This window comes from Nocardia sp. NPDC055321 (assembly GCF_053645575.1).
Genome location: NZ_JBSHMS010000005.1, coordinates 236,796 through 253,860, shown reverse-complemented (window position 1 = coordinate 253,860; position 17,065 = coordinate 236,796). Strand labels below are relative to the sequence as shown.

Annotated in this window: 16 protein-coding genes; 7 read left to right on the top strand and 9 right to left on the bottom strand. The window is 63.6% G+C overall.

Going from position 1 to position 17,065, the window contains the following annotated elements; genetic code table 11:
- Window positions 1–68: 68 nt before the first annotated feature.
- The 5 genes from ACWIGI_RS10310 to ACWIGI_RS10290 form a co-directional block, all read right to left on the bottom strand.
- Entirely contained in the window at window positions 69–935 is an 867-nt protein-coding gene (locus ACWIGI_RS10310; RefSeq protein WP_454202048.1) for an ABC transporter permease, read from the bottom strand.
- Window positions 935–1,780 carry an MlaE family ABC transporter permease gene (locus tag ACWIGI_RS10305; protein WP_454202047.1) on the bottom strand — a complete coding sequence of 282 codons (846 nt, stop codon included), beginning with the start codon at window positions 1,778–1,780 and terminating at the stop codon, window positions 935–937. The genes ACWIGI_RS10310 and ACWIGI_RS10305 overlap by 1 nt, the downstream gene beginning before the upstream one ends.
- Window positions 1,781–1,879: 99 nt before the next feature.
- Window positions 1,880–2,368, bottom strand: coding sequence for an SRPBCC family protein (locus ACWIGI_RS10300; RefSeq protein ID WP_454202046.1), 489 nt, complete (start codon window positions 2,366–2,368; stop codon window positions 1,880–1,882).
- A 192-nt stretch (window positions 2,369–2,560) separates the two neighbouring features.
- Window positions 2,561–3,202: a TetR/AcrR family transcriptional regulator gene (locus tag ACWIGI_RS10295; RefSeq protein ID WP_454202045.1), complete on the bottom strand. Its 642-nt coding sequence runs from the start codon at window positions 3,200–3,202 to the stop codon at window positions 2,561–2,563.
- Window positions 3,203–3,319: 117 nt separating this feature from the next.
- Window positions 3,320–4,249, bottom strand: a complete 930-nt coding sequence (locus ACWIGI_RS10290; RefSeq protein WP_454202044.1) for an oxygenase MpaB family protein — start codon at window positions 4,247–4,249, stop codon at window positions 3,320–3,322.
- A gap of 139 nt (window positions 4,250–4,388) precedes the next feature.
- Here ACWIGI_RS10290 and ACWIGI_RS10285 point away from each other — a divergent pair, with 139 nt between their 5' ends.
- Window positions 4,389–5,348: an alpha/beta hydrolase gene (locus ACWIGI_RS10285; RefSeq protein WP_454202043.1), complete on the top strand. Its 960-nt coding sequence runs from the start codon at window positions 4,389–4,391 to the stop codon at window positions 5,346–5,348.
- Window positions 5,349–5,402: 54 nt separating this feature from the next.
- Complete coding sequence (gene fadD11 / locus ACWIGI_RS10280; RefSeq protein ID WP_454202042.1) at window positions 5,403–7,244, top strand: fatty acid--CoA ligase FadD11; 1,842 nt, start codon at window positions 5,403–5,405, stop codon at window positions 7,242–7,244.
- Between the two features lie 277 nt (window positions 7,245–7,521).
- Here the strand turns inward: fadD11 and ACWIGI_RS10275 are convergent, their stop codons facing one another.
- Window positions 7,522–7,905, bottom strand: coding sequence for a Rieske 2Fe-2S domain-containing protein (locus ACWIGI_RS10275; protein WP_454202041.1), 384 nt, complete (start codon window positions 7,903–7,905; stop codon window positions 7,522–7,524).
- Window positions 7,906–8,111: 206 nt separating this feature from the next.
- On the opposite strand from ACWIGI_RS10275, the gene ACWIGI_RS10270 reads away from it, so the two are divergent.
- The 4 genes from ACWIGI_RS10270 (at window position 8,112) to ACWIGI_RS10255 (ending at window position 13,644) form a co-directional block, all read left to right on the top strand.
- Window positions 8,112–9,659, top strand: a complete 1,548-nt coding sequence (locus tag ACWIGI_RS10270) for a flavin-containing monooxygenase (RefSeq protein ID WP_454202040.1) — start codon at window positions 8,112–8,114, stop codon at window positions 9,657–9,659.
- Window positions 9,660–9,751: 92 nt separating this feature from the next.
- Entirely contained in the window at window positions 9,752–11,353 is a 1,602-nt protein-coding gene (locus tag ACWIGI_RS10265) for a GMC family oxidoreductase (RefSeq protein WP_454202039.1), read from the top strand.
- Complete coding sequence (locus ACWIGI_RS10260; protein ID WP_454202038.1) at window positions 11,350–12,864, top strand: aldehyde dehydrogenase family protein; 1,515 nt, start codon at window positions 11,350–11,352, stop codon at window positions 12,862–12,864. The genes ACWIGI_RS10265 and ACWIGI_RS10260 overlap by 4 nt, the downstream gene beginning before the upstream one ends.
- Before the next feature lie 102 nt (window positions 12,865–12,966).
- On the top strand, window positions 12,967–13,644 hold the full coding sequence (locus ACWIGI_RS10255; RefSeq protein ID WP_454202037.1) for a TetR/AcrR family transcriptional regulator: 678 nt from the start codon (window positions 12,967–12,969) through the stop codon (window positions 13,642–13,644).
- Between the two features lie 19 nt (window positions 13,645–13,663).
- Here ACWIGI_RS10255 and ACWIGI_RS10250 read toward each other — a convergent pair whose 3' ends face one another.
- Together ACWIGI_RS10250 and ACWIGI_RS10245 are read right to left on the bottom strand one after the other, a co-directional pair.
- The gene (locus ACWIGI_RS10250; protein ID WP_454202036.1) at window positions 13,664–14,032 is read right to left on the bottom strand and encodes a 2Fe-2S iron-sulfur cluster-binding protein; all 369 of its coding nucleotides are present in this window, start codon (window positions 14,030–14,032) and stop codon (window positions 13,664–13,666) included.
- A gap of 7 nt (window positions 14,033–14,039) precedes the next feature.
- The gene (locus tag ACWIGI_RS10245) at window positions 14,040–15,245 is read right to left on the bottom strand and encodes an oxygenase MpaB family protein (RefSeq protein WP_454202035.1); all 1,206 of its coding nucleotides are present in this window, start codon (window positions 15,243–15,245) and stop codon (window positions 14,040–14,042) included.
- Between the two features lie 401 nt (window positions 15,246–15,646).
- Here ACWIGI_RS10245 and ACWIGI_RS10240 point away from each other — a divergent pair, with 401 nt between their 5' ends.
- The gene (locus ACWIGI_RS10240; RefSeq protein WP_454202034.1) at window positions 15,647–16,186 is read left to right on the top strand and encodes an NUDIX hydrolase; all 540 of its coding nucleotides are present in this window, start codon (window positions 15,647–15,649) and stop codon (window positions 16,184–16,186) included.
- Window positions 16,187–16,401: 215 nt separating this feature from the next.
- Here ACWIGI_RS10240 and ACWIGI_RS10235 read toward each other — a convergent pair whose 3' ends face one another.
- Entirely contained in the window at window positions 16,402–17,049 is a 648-nt protein-coding gene (locus ACWIGI_RS10235; protein WP_454202033.1) for a RibD family protein, read from the bottom strand.
- Window positions 17,050–17,065 lie beyond the last annotated feature (16 nt).

Sequence of the window (17,065 nt, the reverse complement as noted above, 5' to 3'; positions counted from 1 at the left end):
GAACGCCGAGTCGGCGCGCACCGCGTTCGGTGACCCCGACGCCGGGAAATCCGTATTTCGGCATACCCCTACCCCGTGAAACTGATGGATGAGTGAAAGCCCCACATTGCGATGCTGAGCAGCATGTCCAGGGCGATGATGGCGACGAAACTTGCCCGGACCGCTCGCCCCGAAGCGATACCGACTCCTTCGGGTCCACCGGCGGCGAAAAAGCCTTGGTAGCAATGGATCAGGATGACCGCGACACCGAACACAAGCACCTTGACGACCGCGGCGAGGATATCGAACCCGTTGACGAACTGATCGAAGTAGTGGTCGTAGACGCCGTCGGCCTCGCCGTGCAGGGAAACGATGACCGCGCCGCAGGCGTAGTAGCTCAGGATCAGCGCGATCAGGAATGTCGGCACCAAGGCGACGGCGCCCGCGATCACTCTGGTGGTGACAACGAACGGAATCGAGCGCAGACCCAGCGATTCCATCGCGTCGATCTCCTCCGAGATGCGCATGGAGCCGATCTCGGCGGTCATCCGGCAGCCGGCTTGAGCGGCGAATCCGATTCCCGCTGCGATCGGTGCCAACTCCCGGGTGTTGGCGAACGCCGATACCACTCCGCTCACCGGCCCGAGTCCGATCATGTCCAGCGTCGCGAAAGACTCGATGCCCACCGAGGCCCCGATGACGATGCCTAGTACCGCCAACATCGGCACGGTGCCACCGCCGACGATGATCGATCCGCGGCCCCACATCATGTCGGTGGTCGCCCGCATCGTTTCCTGGCGGTACTTGCTCAGCGCCAGCGGAATCGACGACAACGCCTGCCAGATGAAACTCAGCACGAACCCGACGGTGTCGACGGGGGCGAGTAGCTTGCCGCGATTTCGCACCACCCGATACGCCCAGCCCAATCCCCTTGGCGCGTAACTGCTGGCAGTCATCACGCCACCCGGGTCGGCAGAAACATCGTGGTCAGCTGGGTGATGAACAGGTTGACGATCACGACCGCCACCACCGAGAGCACGACCGCGGCGTTGACGCCATCGGCGACACCACGCGGCCCACCTTTCGCCTCGAGCCCGCGCTGGCACGCGATGAGGACGACAAGGAAGCCGAACACGATCGACTTGAGCAGCGAGACCCAGACATCGGCGACAGTGGCGAAGGAGCCGAAGGTCGCCCAGTAACTGCCCGGGGTCACGCCCTGGGCGCTGATCGCGACGGCGTATCCCGCGATGACGCCCACGAAGATGATCAAGACATTGAGCAGCGGAGCGACGATGGTCATCGCCACCATCCGTGGTATCACCAAACGATGAATCGGGTTGATACCCATGACTTTCAGCGCGTCTATCTCTTCGCGGATCGTCCGCGCACCCAGATCAGCGGCGATCGCCGCCGCGCCGGCACCACCCAGCAGAAGTCCGGTCGCCATCGGCGCGCCCTGTTTGATCACCCCGAGCCCGCCTGCGGCGCCCAGCAGCGAATCGGCGCCGAGCTGATGGATCAGGTTGCCGACCTGTAGTGACACGATGACCCCGAAGGGGATCGCCATCAGGATCGCCGGGATCGTGGTTACCGTGATCAGATACCAGCATTGCTGGGCCATTTCCCGCCAGGGGAACCGCATCCGGACGATGTCGCCAACCGCGCCGCTGACGGCCTGTCGGCCGACACGTACACCGCGGCCGAAGGTACGCAAGCCCGCCAGGACCGTGTCGGAGAAGTTCTTCCGAACGATCTGCACGTGGCTGGCTGGAGGGGGCACTTCGGTCTGCGTTGGCATGGACAAATCACCGGATCCGTTCTGCGGGAATGTGTTCCGCTACGCTTCCCGATCTGGTGAATCAGGTCGCGTACAGCGGAAGGTCGACGGCGTCGGATGTCACCGTGCGGGAGCAGCCGCAGTACATGCGGCGCATAGCTTTTCGGTGGTGTGCCGCGCGGCCATTGCCAAGAGAGGCTCCAGACCGCGGGCTACAGCTTTTGCGGCAACGCCTCCGGAGGTTCCGTAGACGAGTTCTATAGCGAGCGCGGTGTGCCGCGTGGCTTGAGCGCGCAGTTGCAGGGTTGCCGTGAATTCGAAGCCGGCCACCGACTCGAGCCCGATGACCCGGTTCTCCTCCCATTCGCTGATGCGTGCTGTGGCACTCAGCGTTTTCGGGCCGAGGTCCACCGCGCCCTCGTAGACCGCGCCGGGACCATAGTCGGTGTTACCCACCGAGCGGACGCGGGTAATTCCGAAAACCCACTCGGTAAGTCGTCGATAATCGGCGACATATTCAAATACTTGATCGACCGGACGCTCGATTACTCCGGTGGTGTGCAGACGTACCATATCGTTTCTTTCTATTCGTGCGCCGTAGTTGCTCACGACCCCCGGGCATGTTTGTCAAGCTATGCCCTGGGGACACTCCGTGTCAACAGGACTTTTTCGTCTATATGTCTCACTGCGCAGGCATGCGGAGTCGACTACACCCTTGGACGCCGGCCCGCGAGCGAGCTCGCGTCGATAGAAAACAGGCGCGGAGCAGTGGTTTTCCGAAGAGGGTAGCTATTCCGAAGGCTAGGCTTTTGCGGCCTGCAAGGTAGCCCCGGTGACGATGGGGACCAGGAAATCGCGGGCGAATTGCGCCATACCGGCGTCATCAGCGAAGGGAATGACCCCCTCCGGGATCAATAGCTGAGTGACGGCGAGGCGGATCATCACTTCTGTTGCCTTTTCCACATGGGCGGTGTCGGGCAACCCGTTTCCCGGCATGGATTCCAAATACTGGAGGATGAATACTCGCGCGACAGCCAACGTGGCGCCACCGCCGTTGGCGGCGTAGCTGTAGACCTCTTCGGGCTCGGTGGCCAGCAGTCGATTGAGTAGCGCATTTTCGCGCAGCTCACGGGCGCTACTGACGACAATCTGCACAACAGCGTCCGCAACACTCTCGCAGTCGGAGATCGCAGCGACGACCCGCGCGAGCACGGCCATCATCTCGCGTGCGCCAACCGCTTCGACGAGACTGTCTTTGCCCGGAAAGCGACGGTAGACCGTCGCTCGGCCCAGCCCGGCACGTTTGGCGATGTCACTCATGCTGGCGCGACGGATGCCGATCAACTCGAACTCGTCCTGCGCGGCGGCCAGAATCTGCTCGGTAATCTCCGCGGAGGTATCGCCGGCCTGCGTCGGCTCGTTCGCGTTGTCCTTGCCGGGCACCTCGCACCGCCTCACTCGCCTGATGGAAAGCAGTGCTTCCACCCACGTCGGTTTTGCCGTGAGACATTACCGTATCTGTGTATCGAGTGTTGAGGTGCGAACCTGCCCGGCGGTGGGTCATCGAGCGAACCGCACGAGTTCACCGGGTGCGCGGTCACCAACCGGCGCATCGTATTCGCCTGTACGCGCGGCGGTTCGGGCGCGTCGAACGAGAGCGCGCAGTGGTGCGCTGACACTGAGCGGAATAGCATCGCGCACGCCTGGGGTACTGGCCATTGCCGCGAACAAGGGCCGGTGGACTGCCCTAATGGCAGCCTTCATCGCCGACGGGTAGGGAGTTTCACCCATCAGACGCATCAGATGGTCGGGGATCAACGCGATACCCGAGGATGCCGCGATCTGCACCGGCACCGCGGCGGGGTGTGGCAGCACCCCGGCCACTCTCGGCGGAAATACCAGATCCGCGACGCCGCGCCCGGCTTCGGTCATCGCCAAGTTCGGACGTTCCGCAGCGAGATAAGCATCGGCGTCGGCCTGACTCCTGGGCATCATGTCCGCGGGAATCCGATTGAGCTCACCCACGATCGAGCTTTCCTCACGCCAGTAGCGATCCCGCTCCGCACGAGTGAGACGGCGCGGACCGTAAGCGTCGTACGCGTCCAGGGTGCACTGTCCATAGGGAATCAACAGCCACAACAGGTTTCGCGGCTCCGACGCCGAATGCACACGATCACCGGTCGGAGCCCACGTTCCGCGCACGTGGTCGTGGATACGGTTCACCACCTCGGCAGCGTGGCGCGCGGTCGCACGGTCCCCGAAGTAGATCGCGAACATGTACTCCGAGGTGAGCACGATCCGCTTCATCGGATCGGTGCGGCCGGTGGTGTTGTCGATTCCGATGGTCGCGTTCCAGGGATTGGCGAAGAAGTACGCGCCCGCTGCGACGACACCCGGCACCACAGTGGGCCCGCTGATGCGCCAGGAGATGGAATCGGGGCCGAAAAAGCCCGCGTCCTCGCAACGTAGTGGCTCTTTGATCATTGGCATGGGGCAAATGTAAATCCGTAAGCCTTCCGAGTCAACGAGACATATTTGTCCGTTCGTCTCGACAACGCAGGTGCGCGGTGTTAGCTTCGAACCGTCCGACCCATCCCGAGGAATGGAGACCCCCGTGCCCGAGATCAGGGTGGCGCTGCACGGGCGAGCGAGTAGGCAGTCGGCGGTCGGAGCGCGACTCGCTGAAGCACTGATAAAGCCTGTGCTGCAACGTATTTCGCTGTCTCCGCGCTCACTTCGCGCTGCGGGATCGATCGACTCCATCGCGGGGTTCACCCGGGCCACGCCCGCCGACATCACCTGCGAGCCAGTCCAGCTCGCAGGCTTCGGCGCGGAGATAGTGCGACCACGCCAAGGCGAGACCTCATTGCGGCACGGCGCGATCCTCTACTTTCATGGGGGCGCATTCGTGTTGGGGGGCCTGAACACTCATCGCCCGGTTGTGGCCGCACTGGCCCGGAGGACCGGTCGGCCGGTGGTGCACCTGGTCTACCGGCAGCTGCCCCACGTGCCGATCACCGGCTCCATCGATGACGGCGTCACCGCCTACAGATGGTTGCTCGACCAGGTCGGCAGTCATGAGCGAGTTGTCTTCGCCGGCGACTCGGCCGGCGGTTTCCTGGTGTTCGCCACCGCGATCCGCGCCCGCGATGCGGGTTTACCGACACCGGCCGCACTGATCGGCATCTCACCCTGGCTGGACCTGGACTGCGCGAGCAAACTCGCACACCCGAACTCGTACACAGACTCCTACCTTCCCGCGAACCTTCTGGACAAGGTGAGCAAGCTCGGCGCGCCACACCGGCGCGATCATTCCTTGTCGCCGGTCGACGCCGACTTGACCGAGTTGCCACCGGCTCTACTACTCGCTTCGACCACCGAAGTCCTGCGGCTGGACGCCGAGCTCATGCATTCGCGTCTCAATGCCGCGGGGACGCCGTGTGCGCTGCACCTCTGGGAAGGGCAGGTCCACGCATTCCCCGCACTGTTTCCCACGATGCCCGAAAGCCGACTCGCTCTAGACGAATGCGCAGCCTTCGCACGAACACACCTGAGCAACAGCGGATTCCACGACCCGCGAAGCGCCTGAAAGCCCGCCGGCCTCGATCGCCATCCACTACACACCGATGCCGCGGACAGCGGCATGGGAGGAGCTACCATGCCCGAACGACCCAGCACCCTCTGCTCCGCCTTTCAACAGACAGCCGCCACAGATCCCTCGGCGATCGCCGTGCGCACACCTGGTGACGCGCAATCGCTGACCTGGCTCGAGTACTCCCGGCAAGTACGGCAGGTCGCCACGGCCATGTCCGGGCTCGGGCTCGGTCGCGGTGACACCGTCGCGCTGATGATGGCGAACCGCGTTGAGTTCTACCCCCTCGAAATCGGCGCCCAGCACATCGGGGCGACATCCTTCTCGGTGTACAACACCCTGGCGCCGGAACAGCTGGCCCACGTGTTCGCCAATGCCGGGAACCGAATGGTGGTGTGCGAGGCCCAATACGTGGATAAAGTCCGCGCCAGCGGAGCGGCGATCGAGTGGATCGTCGTCCTGGACGGGGCAATAGAGGGCACACTCACCGTGGAGCAGTTCCTCGGGCACGCCGACCCCGCCTACGACTTCGAGGCTGGCTGGCGCGCAGTACAACCCGATGATGTCGCGACCTTGATCTACACCTCGGGCACCACCGGCAATCCGAAGGGGGTGGAAACCACCCACGAGAACCTGCTCGCCGAGGCCTACGCGTTCGGCAGCATCTTCGATGTCCGGTTCGGCGATCGGATCACTTCGTTCATGCCCTCCGCACATATCGCGGACAGATTCACCGCGTTGTACCTGCACGAGGTCTACGGAACACAGATCACCGCGGTCGCCGATGCCAAACAGATCGCGGCCGCCTTGACCGACGTGCGGCCGACAATCTGGGGAGCGGTACCGCGGGTGTGGGAAAAACTCAAAGCCGCCATCGAACTCGCGGTGGACAAAGAGCCGGACCCGGACCGCCGGCACGCCCTGCGGTGGGCATTGTCGGTCGCGGCTCAGCGCGCGACAGCCGAGCTTGCGGGCGAGCCGATGTCCGAGAGCCTTCGACAGGAGTGGGAGATCGCCGATGCGGCCGTGCTGTCACAGCTGCGCGCGAACCTCGGGCTCGAGCAGCTGCGCTGGGCCTTGTCCGGAGCCGCGCCGATCCCACCGGAGACACTCGGATTCTTTGCGGGACTAGGGATTCCGATCGCCGAGATCTGGGGTATGTCCGAACTCAGCTGCGTCGCCAGCGCTTCACACCCTCGTGACACCAAACTCGGGACGGTCGGGCGAATGCTCCCCGGCATGGAGCACCGGCTCGCTGACGATGGTGAATTGCTCGTGCGTGGCCCCTTGGTGATGAAGGGATACCGCAACGAGCCGGAGAAAACGGCCGAGGCGATCGACGCGGACGGCTGGCTGCATACCGGAGACGTGTTCACCGTCGACGAAGACGGCTTCTTACGCATCGTCGACCGTAAGAAAGAGCTGATCATCAACTCTGCGGGAAAGAACATGTCGCCGGCCAATATCGAGAACGTCATTAAAGCGGCGACCCCACTGATCGGCGCGATGGCGGTCATCGGCGATGCGCGCGTGTTCAACACAGCGCTGATCGTGCTCGACGCCGAGATCGCCCCCGCCCGGGCACTTGCACGTGGACTCACCGACACCTCGGCCTTGGCGTTGACGACCGATCCCGAGGTGATCGCTGAGATCGCGACCGGAATCACCGCGGGAAATCAGCGCCTGGCACGGGTGGAGCAGATCAAACGTTTCATCGTGCTCCCGACCTTCTGGGAGCCCGGCGGTGAGGAACTCACGTTGACGATGAAGTTGCGCCGCAGAGTGATCGACGCGAAATATCTCGCCGAGATCGAGCAGATGTACCGGCAGCGACCCGAACCATCGGTCCACGTAGTGGCGATCGCGAACGGCACGGTCCCCGCCGAGAGCTGAGCTGACAAACCGGTCTACAGAGAAACGAACCATCGCGACCCGGTGCGGCGTTTGAGCATCGGGTCGCGGGATTCAACCGAATCTTACTGATCGAACATCATGGCAGTCTTCTGCCGACAAGCGAACTAACTTCCACACCTTGTGTAGCACAACGGTATTGCCGATCACTCGGCACCAGCTGGGCGCGCGGGCCAACGGCTGGGTGTCCTGACGAAAAGCGCGACGCAGGCCGAGTCCCTGTGCCGCCGGCTCGACGCGCCGACGCCGACTACGAGCGTTAACTGGTGACATCGCGATTCGGTCGTAGCTTCGTGATGAGATTCGTGGGCAGTTCGACCTGCGACAGCGCGGTCGTCGCGGGACCCTCGAGCACCGAGCCGTCGATCGAGAACCGTGCGCCGTGGCGTGGGCACTTCCAACTCACCGTGCGGTGATCGAAGTCCAGTTCCCAGTCGATGTGCGTGCAGCGAGCCTCTACGGCGTGCAGTACACCGGCCCGGTCGCAGACGACGCCGACACGTTTGGCGTCGACCTCCACAATGGCGTGCTCGCCCGGACTCAACGTTGATGCTGCGCGACCGTTTCTGCTGCCTTGCAGTTGATTTCGAGCGACATGCGCACCTAGAGACAGAGCTCTGACCATGATCTCCGGCAGCTTCATAGTGGCTCCCACACGGTCAGATGATGATCGATCGGCATCGCCCGAGCGTAGGTTCGAACACTCCGAGAGTCAACGAGACGATTTCTTCCTGATGTCTCGACATGCGCGCCCTTTCGGCCTAGCCTCATCCGTACAGCCATCGACGACTGGAGTGTGCGGTGAGTAAGAAAAATGCGACTGAACTGCCCGAACAACCCGACAATCTGGTGGCGATCATCGGCGCGGGCATCAGTGGCATCGGTATGGCGATCTCTTTGCAGCGGGCGGGAATCGGCGATGTCGTGATCTACGAGCGGGCCGACGACATCGGGGGGACGTGGCGCGATAACACCTACCCCGGCGTGGGCGTCGACGTGCCGGCGCAGGGGTACCAGTTCACCTTTGCGCTCAAACCGAACTGGTCGCGGGTATTCGCGAAGGGCGCGGAGGTCAAGTCCTACATCGATGAATGCGCCGACCGATTCGACATCCGACGACAGGTGCGGTTCGGAAACGAGGTCACCGGCCGCGAGTGGGACGAGGACCGGCATCTGTGGCGGTTGAGCATCGGCGGTCAGGTGCGCACCGCGCGGTATGTGATCAGCGCGATGGGGCCTTTCGTTGAGCCCAAGCCAGTGAATATCAAAGGGCTCAACGCTTTTCGCGGTGTCGTGGTGCAGTCGACATCGTGGGATCACGATGTCGATCTGAGCGGGAAGCGGGTCGCGATCATCGGGACGGGAGCGAGTGCCGTTCAGATAATCCCGGAGATCGCGCCGGTGGCTTCCCACCTGGACGTGTACCAGCGAACTCCCATCTGGGTGGCACCCAAGCCCGACTTCCCCACTCCGCCGGGCGTGGAGCAGCTGTTCCGACGTGCGCCCGGGCTTCAGCGACATGTACGCGACGGGGCCGCGCGCGCGATGGAGGTATTCCTCATGGGATTGGCGCTCGAGCACGAGCGCCTCGCGCCGATCCATCGAGCAGGAACTCGGGCGCTGCGCGACATCTGGTATCGAATGCAAGTCCGCGACCCGCACATACGCCGGCAGCTCACGCCGGACTACGACTTCGGGTGCAAACGCCCTGCCACCTCGAACGCGTACCTACGGACCTTCAATCGCGGCAACGTCGATCTCATCACCGACCCTATCGCCCGTCTTACCAGCGACGGGGTCGAAACGAGCACAGGGGCGGTACGGGATATCGACATCCTCGTCCTGGCCACCGGATTCCGGTTGGCGAGTGACCCTGCCGTCTACGCCCGGACCCCTGTGCGTGGCCGCGACGGGTTCGACCTGGCCACGTTCCTCGCGCAGAACCGTGCACGCTCCTACGAGAGCGTCTCCATGCCGGGGCTGCCCAACCACTTCACGATCTTCGGTCCGTACGGATGGGTCGGCGGGACCTGGCACGACCTCGTCGAAACCGCCTCGCACCACATCACCAGGACCATCGATGAATCTTTGCAACGTGGGGCGACTTGTGTGGAGGTCCGCAACTCCGCCGCCGACCGGTGGACTGCTTCCGCGGTCGAGCGCATGTCGCATTCGCTGTGGGCCCAGGGCAATTGCTCGACCGCCAACAGCTACTACTACGACCACCATGGTGATACGGCATTCGTACGCCCGATGTCCACGCGCGATACCTGGCACGCCGCACGCACTTTCGACTTGAACGACTACGAATTCCGGGCCCTCGGGACCAATGGCGACAACCCCGCATCGTCGGTCGAGTCGATCGTGGCCTCACCGCGGTCCCCCGCGTCGGTGTAGACGCCAACCCTCTGCACCGCCTCCTGTGCAGTGGTCGCGGTGAACTTCAGCAACAATCAGGAGCAGTGATGGCAGGCGGATACGACTACATCGTGGTCGGCGCGGGCTCGGGCGGATGCGCGGTCGCGGCACGGCTGAGCGAGGACCGTTCGGCACGGGTCTTGCTGATCGAGGCGGGCGGAACCAATCGCAAGCTGGCGGTGAAGGCACCCCTCGCGTTCGCCACACAGTTTCATTCCCCATTGGACTGGGACTATTGGACCGAACCCGAACCACATCTGGGTGGGCGCCGCATCTTCTCACCGCGAGGCAAGATGCTCGGGGGATCGAGTTCGATGAACGCGATGATCTACATTCGGGGCAACCGCCTGGACTACGACCACTGGTCGGCCTCCGGCGCACCCGGCTGGTCCTACGACGAGGTCCTTCCCTACTTCCGGCGCGCGGAACACAACGACCATCATCGTGACCAGTTCCACGGCATCGACGGCCCGTTGAACGTCACGCGCATCCCCGAGCCCGATCCGGTCAGCCTCGCACTGGTGGACGCGGCGATCGAGTCCTGGAAAATCGCTCCCAACAACGATTTCAACGGCGCCGAGCAGGAAGGCGCTGGTCAGTTCGACGTCACCCAACACCGGGGCATGCGATTCAGCGCCGCCGAGGCGTACCTACGCTCCACCCGCCGGCGCAACCTCACCATCCGCACGAAGACCACGGTCACGAAAATCCTGCTTAGCAAGGACAGAGCCGTAGGTGTCGAGGTGGCCGATCACAAAGGCCGCACCGAACGAATCGAGGCCGCCACTGAAATCATCCTCGCCGGTGGCGCGTTCAATACCCCTGCGCTGCTCCAGTATTCGGGCATCGGCCCGGCCGCGCATCTGCGTGCCGCCGGGGTGGAGCCGATCCTGGACCTGCCTGCGGTCGGTGAGCATCTGATGGAGCATCCGCTGGTTTATCTCACCTACGAATTGACCGGGCATGTCGGGTTGTTCGACGCGCAAGAGCCCCGCCACCTCGCAACATGGCTGCTGCGCCGGCGTGGAAAGCTGGCCAGCAATGTCGCCGAATGCGGCGCGCACCTGCGGACCGATCCCACGATGGCCGCCCCCAACATTCAGGCTCTGTTCGCCCCGGCGTTCTTCTACAACCATGGCGCGATGTCCTGGGACGCGCCGGCGGCAACCATCGGGCTGTCCTACATCGCCCCGCGCAGTCGCGGCACGGTCCGCATCCGAGGGAACGACCCCTCCCGTAAACCGGCCGTGTCCTACAACATGCTGTCCACACAGTCGGAAATGGACGAGATGGTCGACGCGGTCGAACTCGCCCGCACCATCACCTCCGCACCCGGCGCGCGCACCCTGTTGGGCGCTGAGATCACCCCGGGTGCAGGTGTGCGGTCACGAGCGGACATCGCCGACTGGATCCGTACCACGGTCCAGCACACCTACCATCCCACCTGTTCCGCGCGCATCGGCACACCCGCACAGGGTGTGGTGGACTCCCAGCTCCGGGTTCACGGCATCGAAAGACTGCGAGTGGCAGACGCTTCGGTGATGCCGACCATCATCCGGGGCAACACGAACGCAGCCGCCATCATGATCGGTGAGCGTTGCGCAGACTTCACCCGCGCCGCCCGCACCACCTCTCGCAGGTCCGCGACCGCCAGCAAGGAGAATCCGCGATGAGCGCCTCTACCCGTGACGTGCCCGCATCCGTCGATCTGATCGAGGTCGACAATCCGGCCACCGGGGAAATGATCGGCACGATCGAGGATATGAACGCCGCGCAGGTCGCGCAGCTCGTGAGCACCGCACGTGCCGCACAACCCGGCTGGGAGGCGATCGGATTCGCGCAACGCGCCAAACATCTACGGGCGCTTCGTTCATGGTTCGTCGCGCGTCGGGAACAGATCATCGACCTCGTCGTGGCCGAGAACGGAAAGACCCGCGAAGACGCGCTGCTGGCCGAGCTGTATTACGTGGCCGATTCGATGGGCTTCTGGGCCAAGAACGCGGGTAAGTACCTCGCCAAGACCAGCCCTCACAAGCACTCACCGCTCATGCTCGGCAAGAAAGTCATCGTGCGTCATCGGCCGCTCGGCGTGGTCGGAGTTATCGCGCCGTGGAACTACCCGCTCACGCTCGGCATCGGTGATGCATTGCCGGCGTTGATGGCCGGCAACAGCGTGATCGTCAAACCGAGCGAAATTACGCCGCTGGCAGTGCAGTTCGTGATCGAAGGCGCACTCGAAGCCGGATTCCCCGCAGGAGTGCTACAGATCGCGACCGGAGCGGGAGCCACCGGAGCGGCGCTGGTGGATACCGTCGACATGATCCAATTCACCGGGTCCACACGCACCGGCCGCCGTATCGCCGCACGGTGTGGGGAACGGCTGATCCCGTGCTCGGTCGAACTCGGCGGCAAAGATCCCATGATCGTCCTGGCTGACGCCAACCTCGATCGGGCGGTGAACGTCGCCGTCGAATGGGCGCTGCGTAACTCAGGACAGCTGTGTATGTCGGTCGAACGCATCTACGTCGAAGAACCGATCTACGACGAGTTCGTGGTCAAGGTGACCGAGAAGGTCTCCTCGTTGCGGCAAGGTGTGCCAGGGCCATTCGGATCCATCGACATCGGAGCGATCACCTCCGCACCCCAACTCGATATCATCGAACGACACGTCGAGGATGCCGTGCACAAGGGCGCATCCATCCTCGCCGGAGGCCGGCGGGTACCCGGGCACGGGCAATTCTTCGAACCGACGGTGCTGGTCGATGTCGACCACACCATGGCCTGTATGACCGAGGAGACCTTCGGGCCCCTCCTGCCGATCATGAGGGTCAACGACGCGACCGAAGCCGTCCGCCTGGCCAACGACAGCCCATACGGTCTAGGTTCGAGTATCTTCACCCGTGACATCGCCAAAGCCAAACAGCTCGCACGGCAACTAACCGCGGGAAACACCTGGATCAACGACGCGGTGATGAGCTACCTCGTGCAGGAAGCCCCGTTCGCGGGCGCCCGCGAATCCGGGCTGGGCGGGCGGCACGGTGCAGCGGGGATCCACAAATACTGCGATACCCACACCACGCTGATCACCCGATTCGCGCCCGCTCACGAACCAACCATGTTCCCGAACAGCGCGGGACGAACACGACTGTTCGACAAGCTGCTTCGCCTGATGTTCGGACGCTGAGCGAACCTTTTCGGCCCTAGCTTCGGTGACACACAGTCGCCATGCCACGTCACCCTGTCGCTACACTTTACCGCCAAGGTGTCCACGCGTTAGGGTCGGTTCATGTCCGAGGCGAGGCGGCGTGGCACATCCGAGACCGGGAAAGATCCCGGTCTCGTCAACACACTAATACAGCTGATGTCCGGTACCGGGTCACTGCCGCGCCCCACCGAGGCGATGAATCCTCTGATAGACGCGACCGAGCGCGCGGTGATTCGGTACGGCCTGCAACGCACCACCATGTCGAATCTGGCCCGAGAAATGAACGTCGCCCGTACTACGCTATATCGCCAAATCGATTCGGTCGAGGACGCTTTCGTGCTCGCCATCGGCCGCACGGTCTATACGTTTCTCGACGAGCTCGTCGCGGCCGTGCTCAGCGGTCACGCCTGGTCACAGATGTTCATCGATGCCGCGGTGCGGGCGGTGGCGCTGCGGCAGGAGCGACCCCTGCTGCGTCATGTACTCGAGTCCGAGCCAGAATTGCTGGGCGAGTTCATGTCCGACCAGCGCGGCCTGCCACGCCTGATTGCGCGGATGGCCGAACTCGCCGCTCCGGTGCTCGAGACAGCGATGTCCGCGGGCCAGCTGCGGCACACCGACCCGCAGCTCGCGGCCGAGGGTCTGGCCAACACCATCGTGATCTTGATCCTGTGTCCGCCGGCCGGTGATGTGCGCGCGCGGGTCGAGTACATGTTGTCGCCGATGCTCAACGACTCCTACGGAGCTCAGGTGCACTGACACCTGAGCTCCGCCACGTTCACAGTTCCAAGACCAGCCGCGTGCACCCGAGCGCGGCGCGCGAGACGCAGATCATCATCGTGGCGCCCTGCACGCGCTCCGCCTCGGTCAGGACCAGGTCGTGATGCTGGATGATGCCATCCAGGACGGTGGTCTCGCAGGTCCCGCAGATTCCACGTCGACACAGCGACGGCGCGACGACGCCAGCCTCGGTCACTACATCGAGAATGCTCTTGCCCGTGGGGATTTGGACTGTGAAGCCCGATTCGGACAGCTCTACCTCGAAGCTGCCCGCAGGGTTCGCACCGTGCGGGGCGTGCGCTACCCCACCGGCAATCTCCCGTAGGTGAGGTCGGCGCGCTGACCGGCGGAAACCGAAAATGCCCATCGTGCGGTCAGTTGATCTGTGCGAACTGTCCGTCGGTGCTGGTGTCGTGACCGGCGAAGGTAGGCGCGTCCGACAGGGCCGCGTCCCGCTTGGCGATGGCCATCTCGAGCAGCATCACGGTCTTGTTCAACGCCCGGTCACCATGCGCTGCCGCGCGCATACGCCGCTCCCGCGCGCCCGGGAGCTGATCCCGATAGCCCTTCACCCGGGCGTCCGTAGCAGCCAGGCCCCGAGCCAGGGCCGCGAGCATTTTCATTCGGGCTGCACCGATTCCGCCACGGGACCGAAGCATTTCCTTGGTCAGCGTCTCTCCCAGGAGGAAATGCGCGTACCCCATCAGCAACGGTGTCAGCACCTTCTCGGCGACTCTGCCACCGAGTGGGCCGGCGAACAGCTCGGTCAGCTCGGCGATGAACTCCATGAACACTCTGTTCAGCTGCACCGAGAATTCGGTTCCCGGCGTACCACCCAGTGCCGCTACATAATCTGTGAGGATGATGGCATCGCGGAAGTTCCTCGGAATGATGTCCTCGGAGACGCCGAACACGTACAGGATGTAGCCGAAGAACTTGTTGACGTCCTCCAGATCGCTGTCGGTGACCTTGCGTCCGAGATGCTGATCGATGAGCAACGGGCTGAGCCCGAAGGCGCCGATACCGCCGGCCATCGTCGAGTTCGGAATCGGATTTCCCCGTTCGGCATACGCTTCCGGTCCCAGCGACTGCCGGAGGCCATACCGAACCTGCGAGTGCATCAGGCGCACTCGAACGGTGTTCTTGAACGGCTCCGCGAAGCGCTCCATCGATCCCGGCGTCCCGAGGCTGGCGAACCAGGCGGCCGAGTCGCGATTGCGGAACAGCGCGTTCTGCTCGAACCAGCGCGTCGACCCGGTCGCCGAGGACACGTCATAACGCATCGTCGTATAGGCGGTATCGATCAGCGCCATACCGAACTTGCCCAAGAACGACGAATCCGTCCACGCCGCACGACCCCTATCCCACGCCGCGGGATCGTGCCACGACGGCGGGGTGTCCAAATGCTCGAACAGCGCGACCAATTCCTCGGGCGGGTCGGTCAGCGAATCGATGCCTTCCTCGAGGGCCTGATCGAGCCACTTACGTCCCTTCGCCGGCCCGACCCGCCGGAACATGACCACGACCGCATCCATCAGCTCGTCGCCCTGCCACATGTGATCGGACACCAGCCGGGTCATCGGAGTCTCCTGCGGCGTAAGTCGCACATCCATCCATCGCGACCCCAATACCGTGCGCAGCCGCAGCCACGCCGGGGAAGCAACCGCGGACCCCGGGCGAGGTCGAACCGGCTTTCCCGGTCGGTAGTAGTAGTCGTACGGGTGCGCGGCGGTGAGCGCCGAGCCGCTGACATCAGTCATCTGCTCATCCTTCGAACGTCTTTGGTCGATCCGGTAGCTCCAAACAGGGCCGTGGATAGATAGTCGCATTTTCGACGCAATCACGCTACATATGACGTCTCATGTGTAGCGTGAGCAAGGTGGAGCTTCGCCTCAGCACTTCGCGGAACCGCCCGAGCAGCTACCCGAGCCGCACTCCGACCTACAACCAGCGGGACCGAGGGCGGCGTACTGTCTGGATCGTGGAGCGTGCAACGCAATGGAACATCCTCGGCGAGCAACTGGTTGACGAGAATCGGCACATTCGACTCTCCACCGTGGACATCCAACTACCAGATGGCGTGCTCTTCACTCAGTACGTGGCACGGATGCCACCGTGCGCAATGACGTTGGTACTCAACGAGAATCGCGACGTATTGTTGATGTACCGACACCGATTCATCATCGATCGATGGGTGTGGGAACTTCCCGGGGGCTACGTCGACCATGCCGAGGATGTCGCGGTTGCCGCAGCACGCGAGGTGGAAGAGGAAACCGGCTGGCGCCCTCGCACAATGGAGCATCTGGTGACCTACCAGCCGGCCATCGGCACACTCGATCAGCCCCAGCAGATCTACCTCGCCCGAGGCGCGGACCCCACTGACACAAAACCTGATATCAACGAAGCCGAGGACATCCGGTGGATACCACTCGAAGAAGCGGCGGCAATGATTGAGCGCGGCGAAATCATCGGCGCGGCAACAGTAGTCGCGATTTATCGAGCACTCATCGTCGCCATGTGAGCTCGAGTACCTGCTGCCGAAACGCCGAGACCTCCACCAACCGGTGGAGGCACACGGGCACGCGGCCCGGCAGGATGCCGCCTCGTGCGCGACGGCGATGAACGTGGCCGAGCCTGTTTTCGATCGGCTTCGACCATTTGAGAATTCGAACTTGACCGCATGGTCGACCCGCCGGCACCGATCTGCTTACCTCACAAAAGATTCGGTCACGACGACTATTGGTTGCCCTCCTCTGCGCCACCGGCCTTCGCACGGTAGCGCAGGACGACTACATCGCCGAGAGTGATCGAGTCGATGAAACCGAGCCGACGCCGCGACCCACCAGGGAACGCCGCAGGGTTCACGAACCGAGGAGCACCGGCGTCGCCGACCAGCAACGGCGCCAGCACATAATGCAACTCATCGGCCAGGTCGGCTTCCAGGATCGCGGTATGGATGTGTGAGCCGCCCTCGATCATCAACTGAGCGATGCCGCGGTTGCCCAGGTCGTCGAGCAGGGCTTCCCAAAATCCTTCTGTGTCTTCTAGTTCGATGACCTCGGCGATCCCATCGAACGCGCTGCCCATCTTCGCCGCGCCCTCGGCCGTGGTGTAGATCAACGGGCGGCCGGCCTCCACGTGATGATGGAACATCCGTGCGGCCGGGTCGAGATCGCCGGACCTGGTGACGGTCACTTTCAGCAGGTTGGGCGGCTTCCCCGCGGCCACGCGGGCTTGCTGACGCTCTGGACTGCGCAGCATCAAGCGCGGGTTGTCCCGGCGCACTGTTTCCGCTCCGATGAGGATGGCGTCCGATTCCGCGCGCACTTTGTCGACCCGATCGAAATCCGCGTCGTTGGACAGCAGCAGCCGGTCCGGGGACATGTCATCGATGTATCCG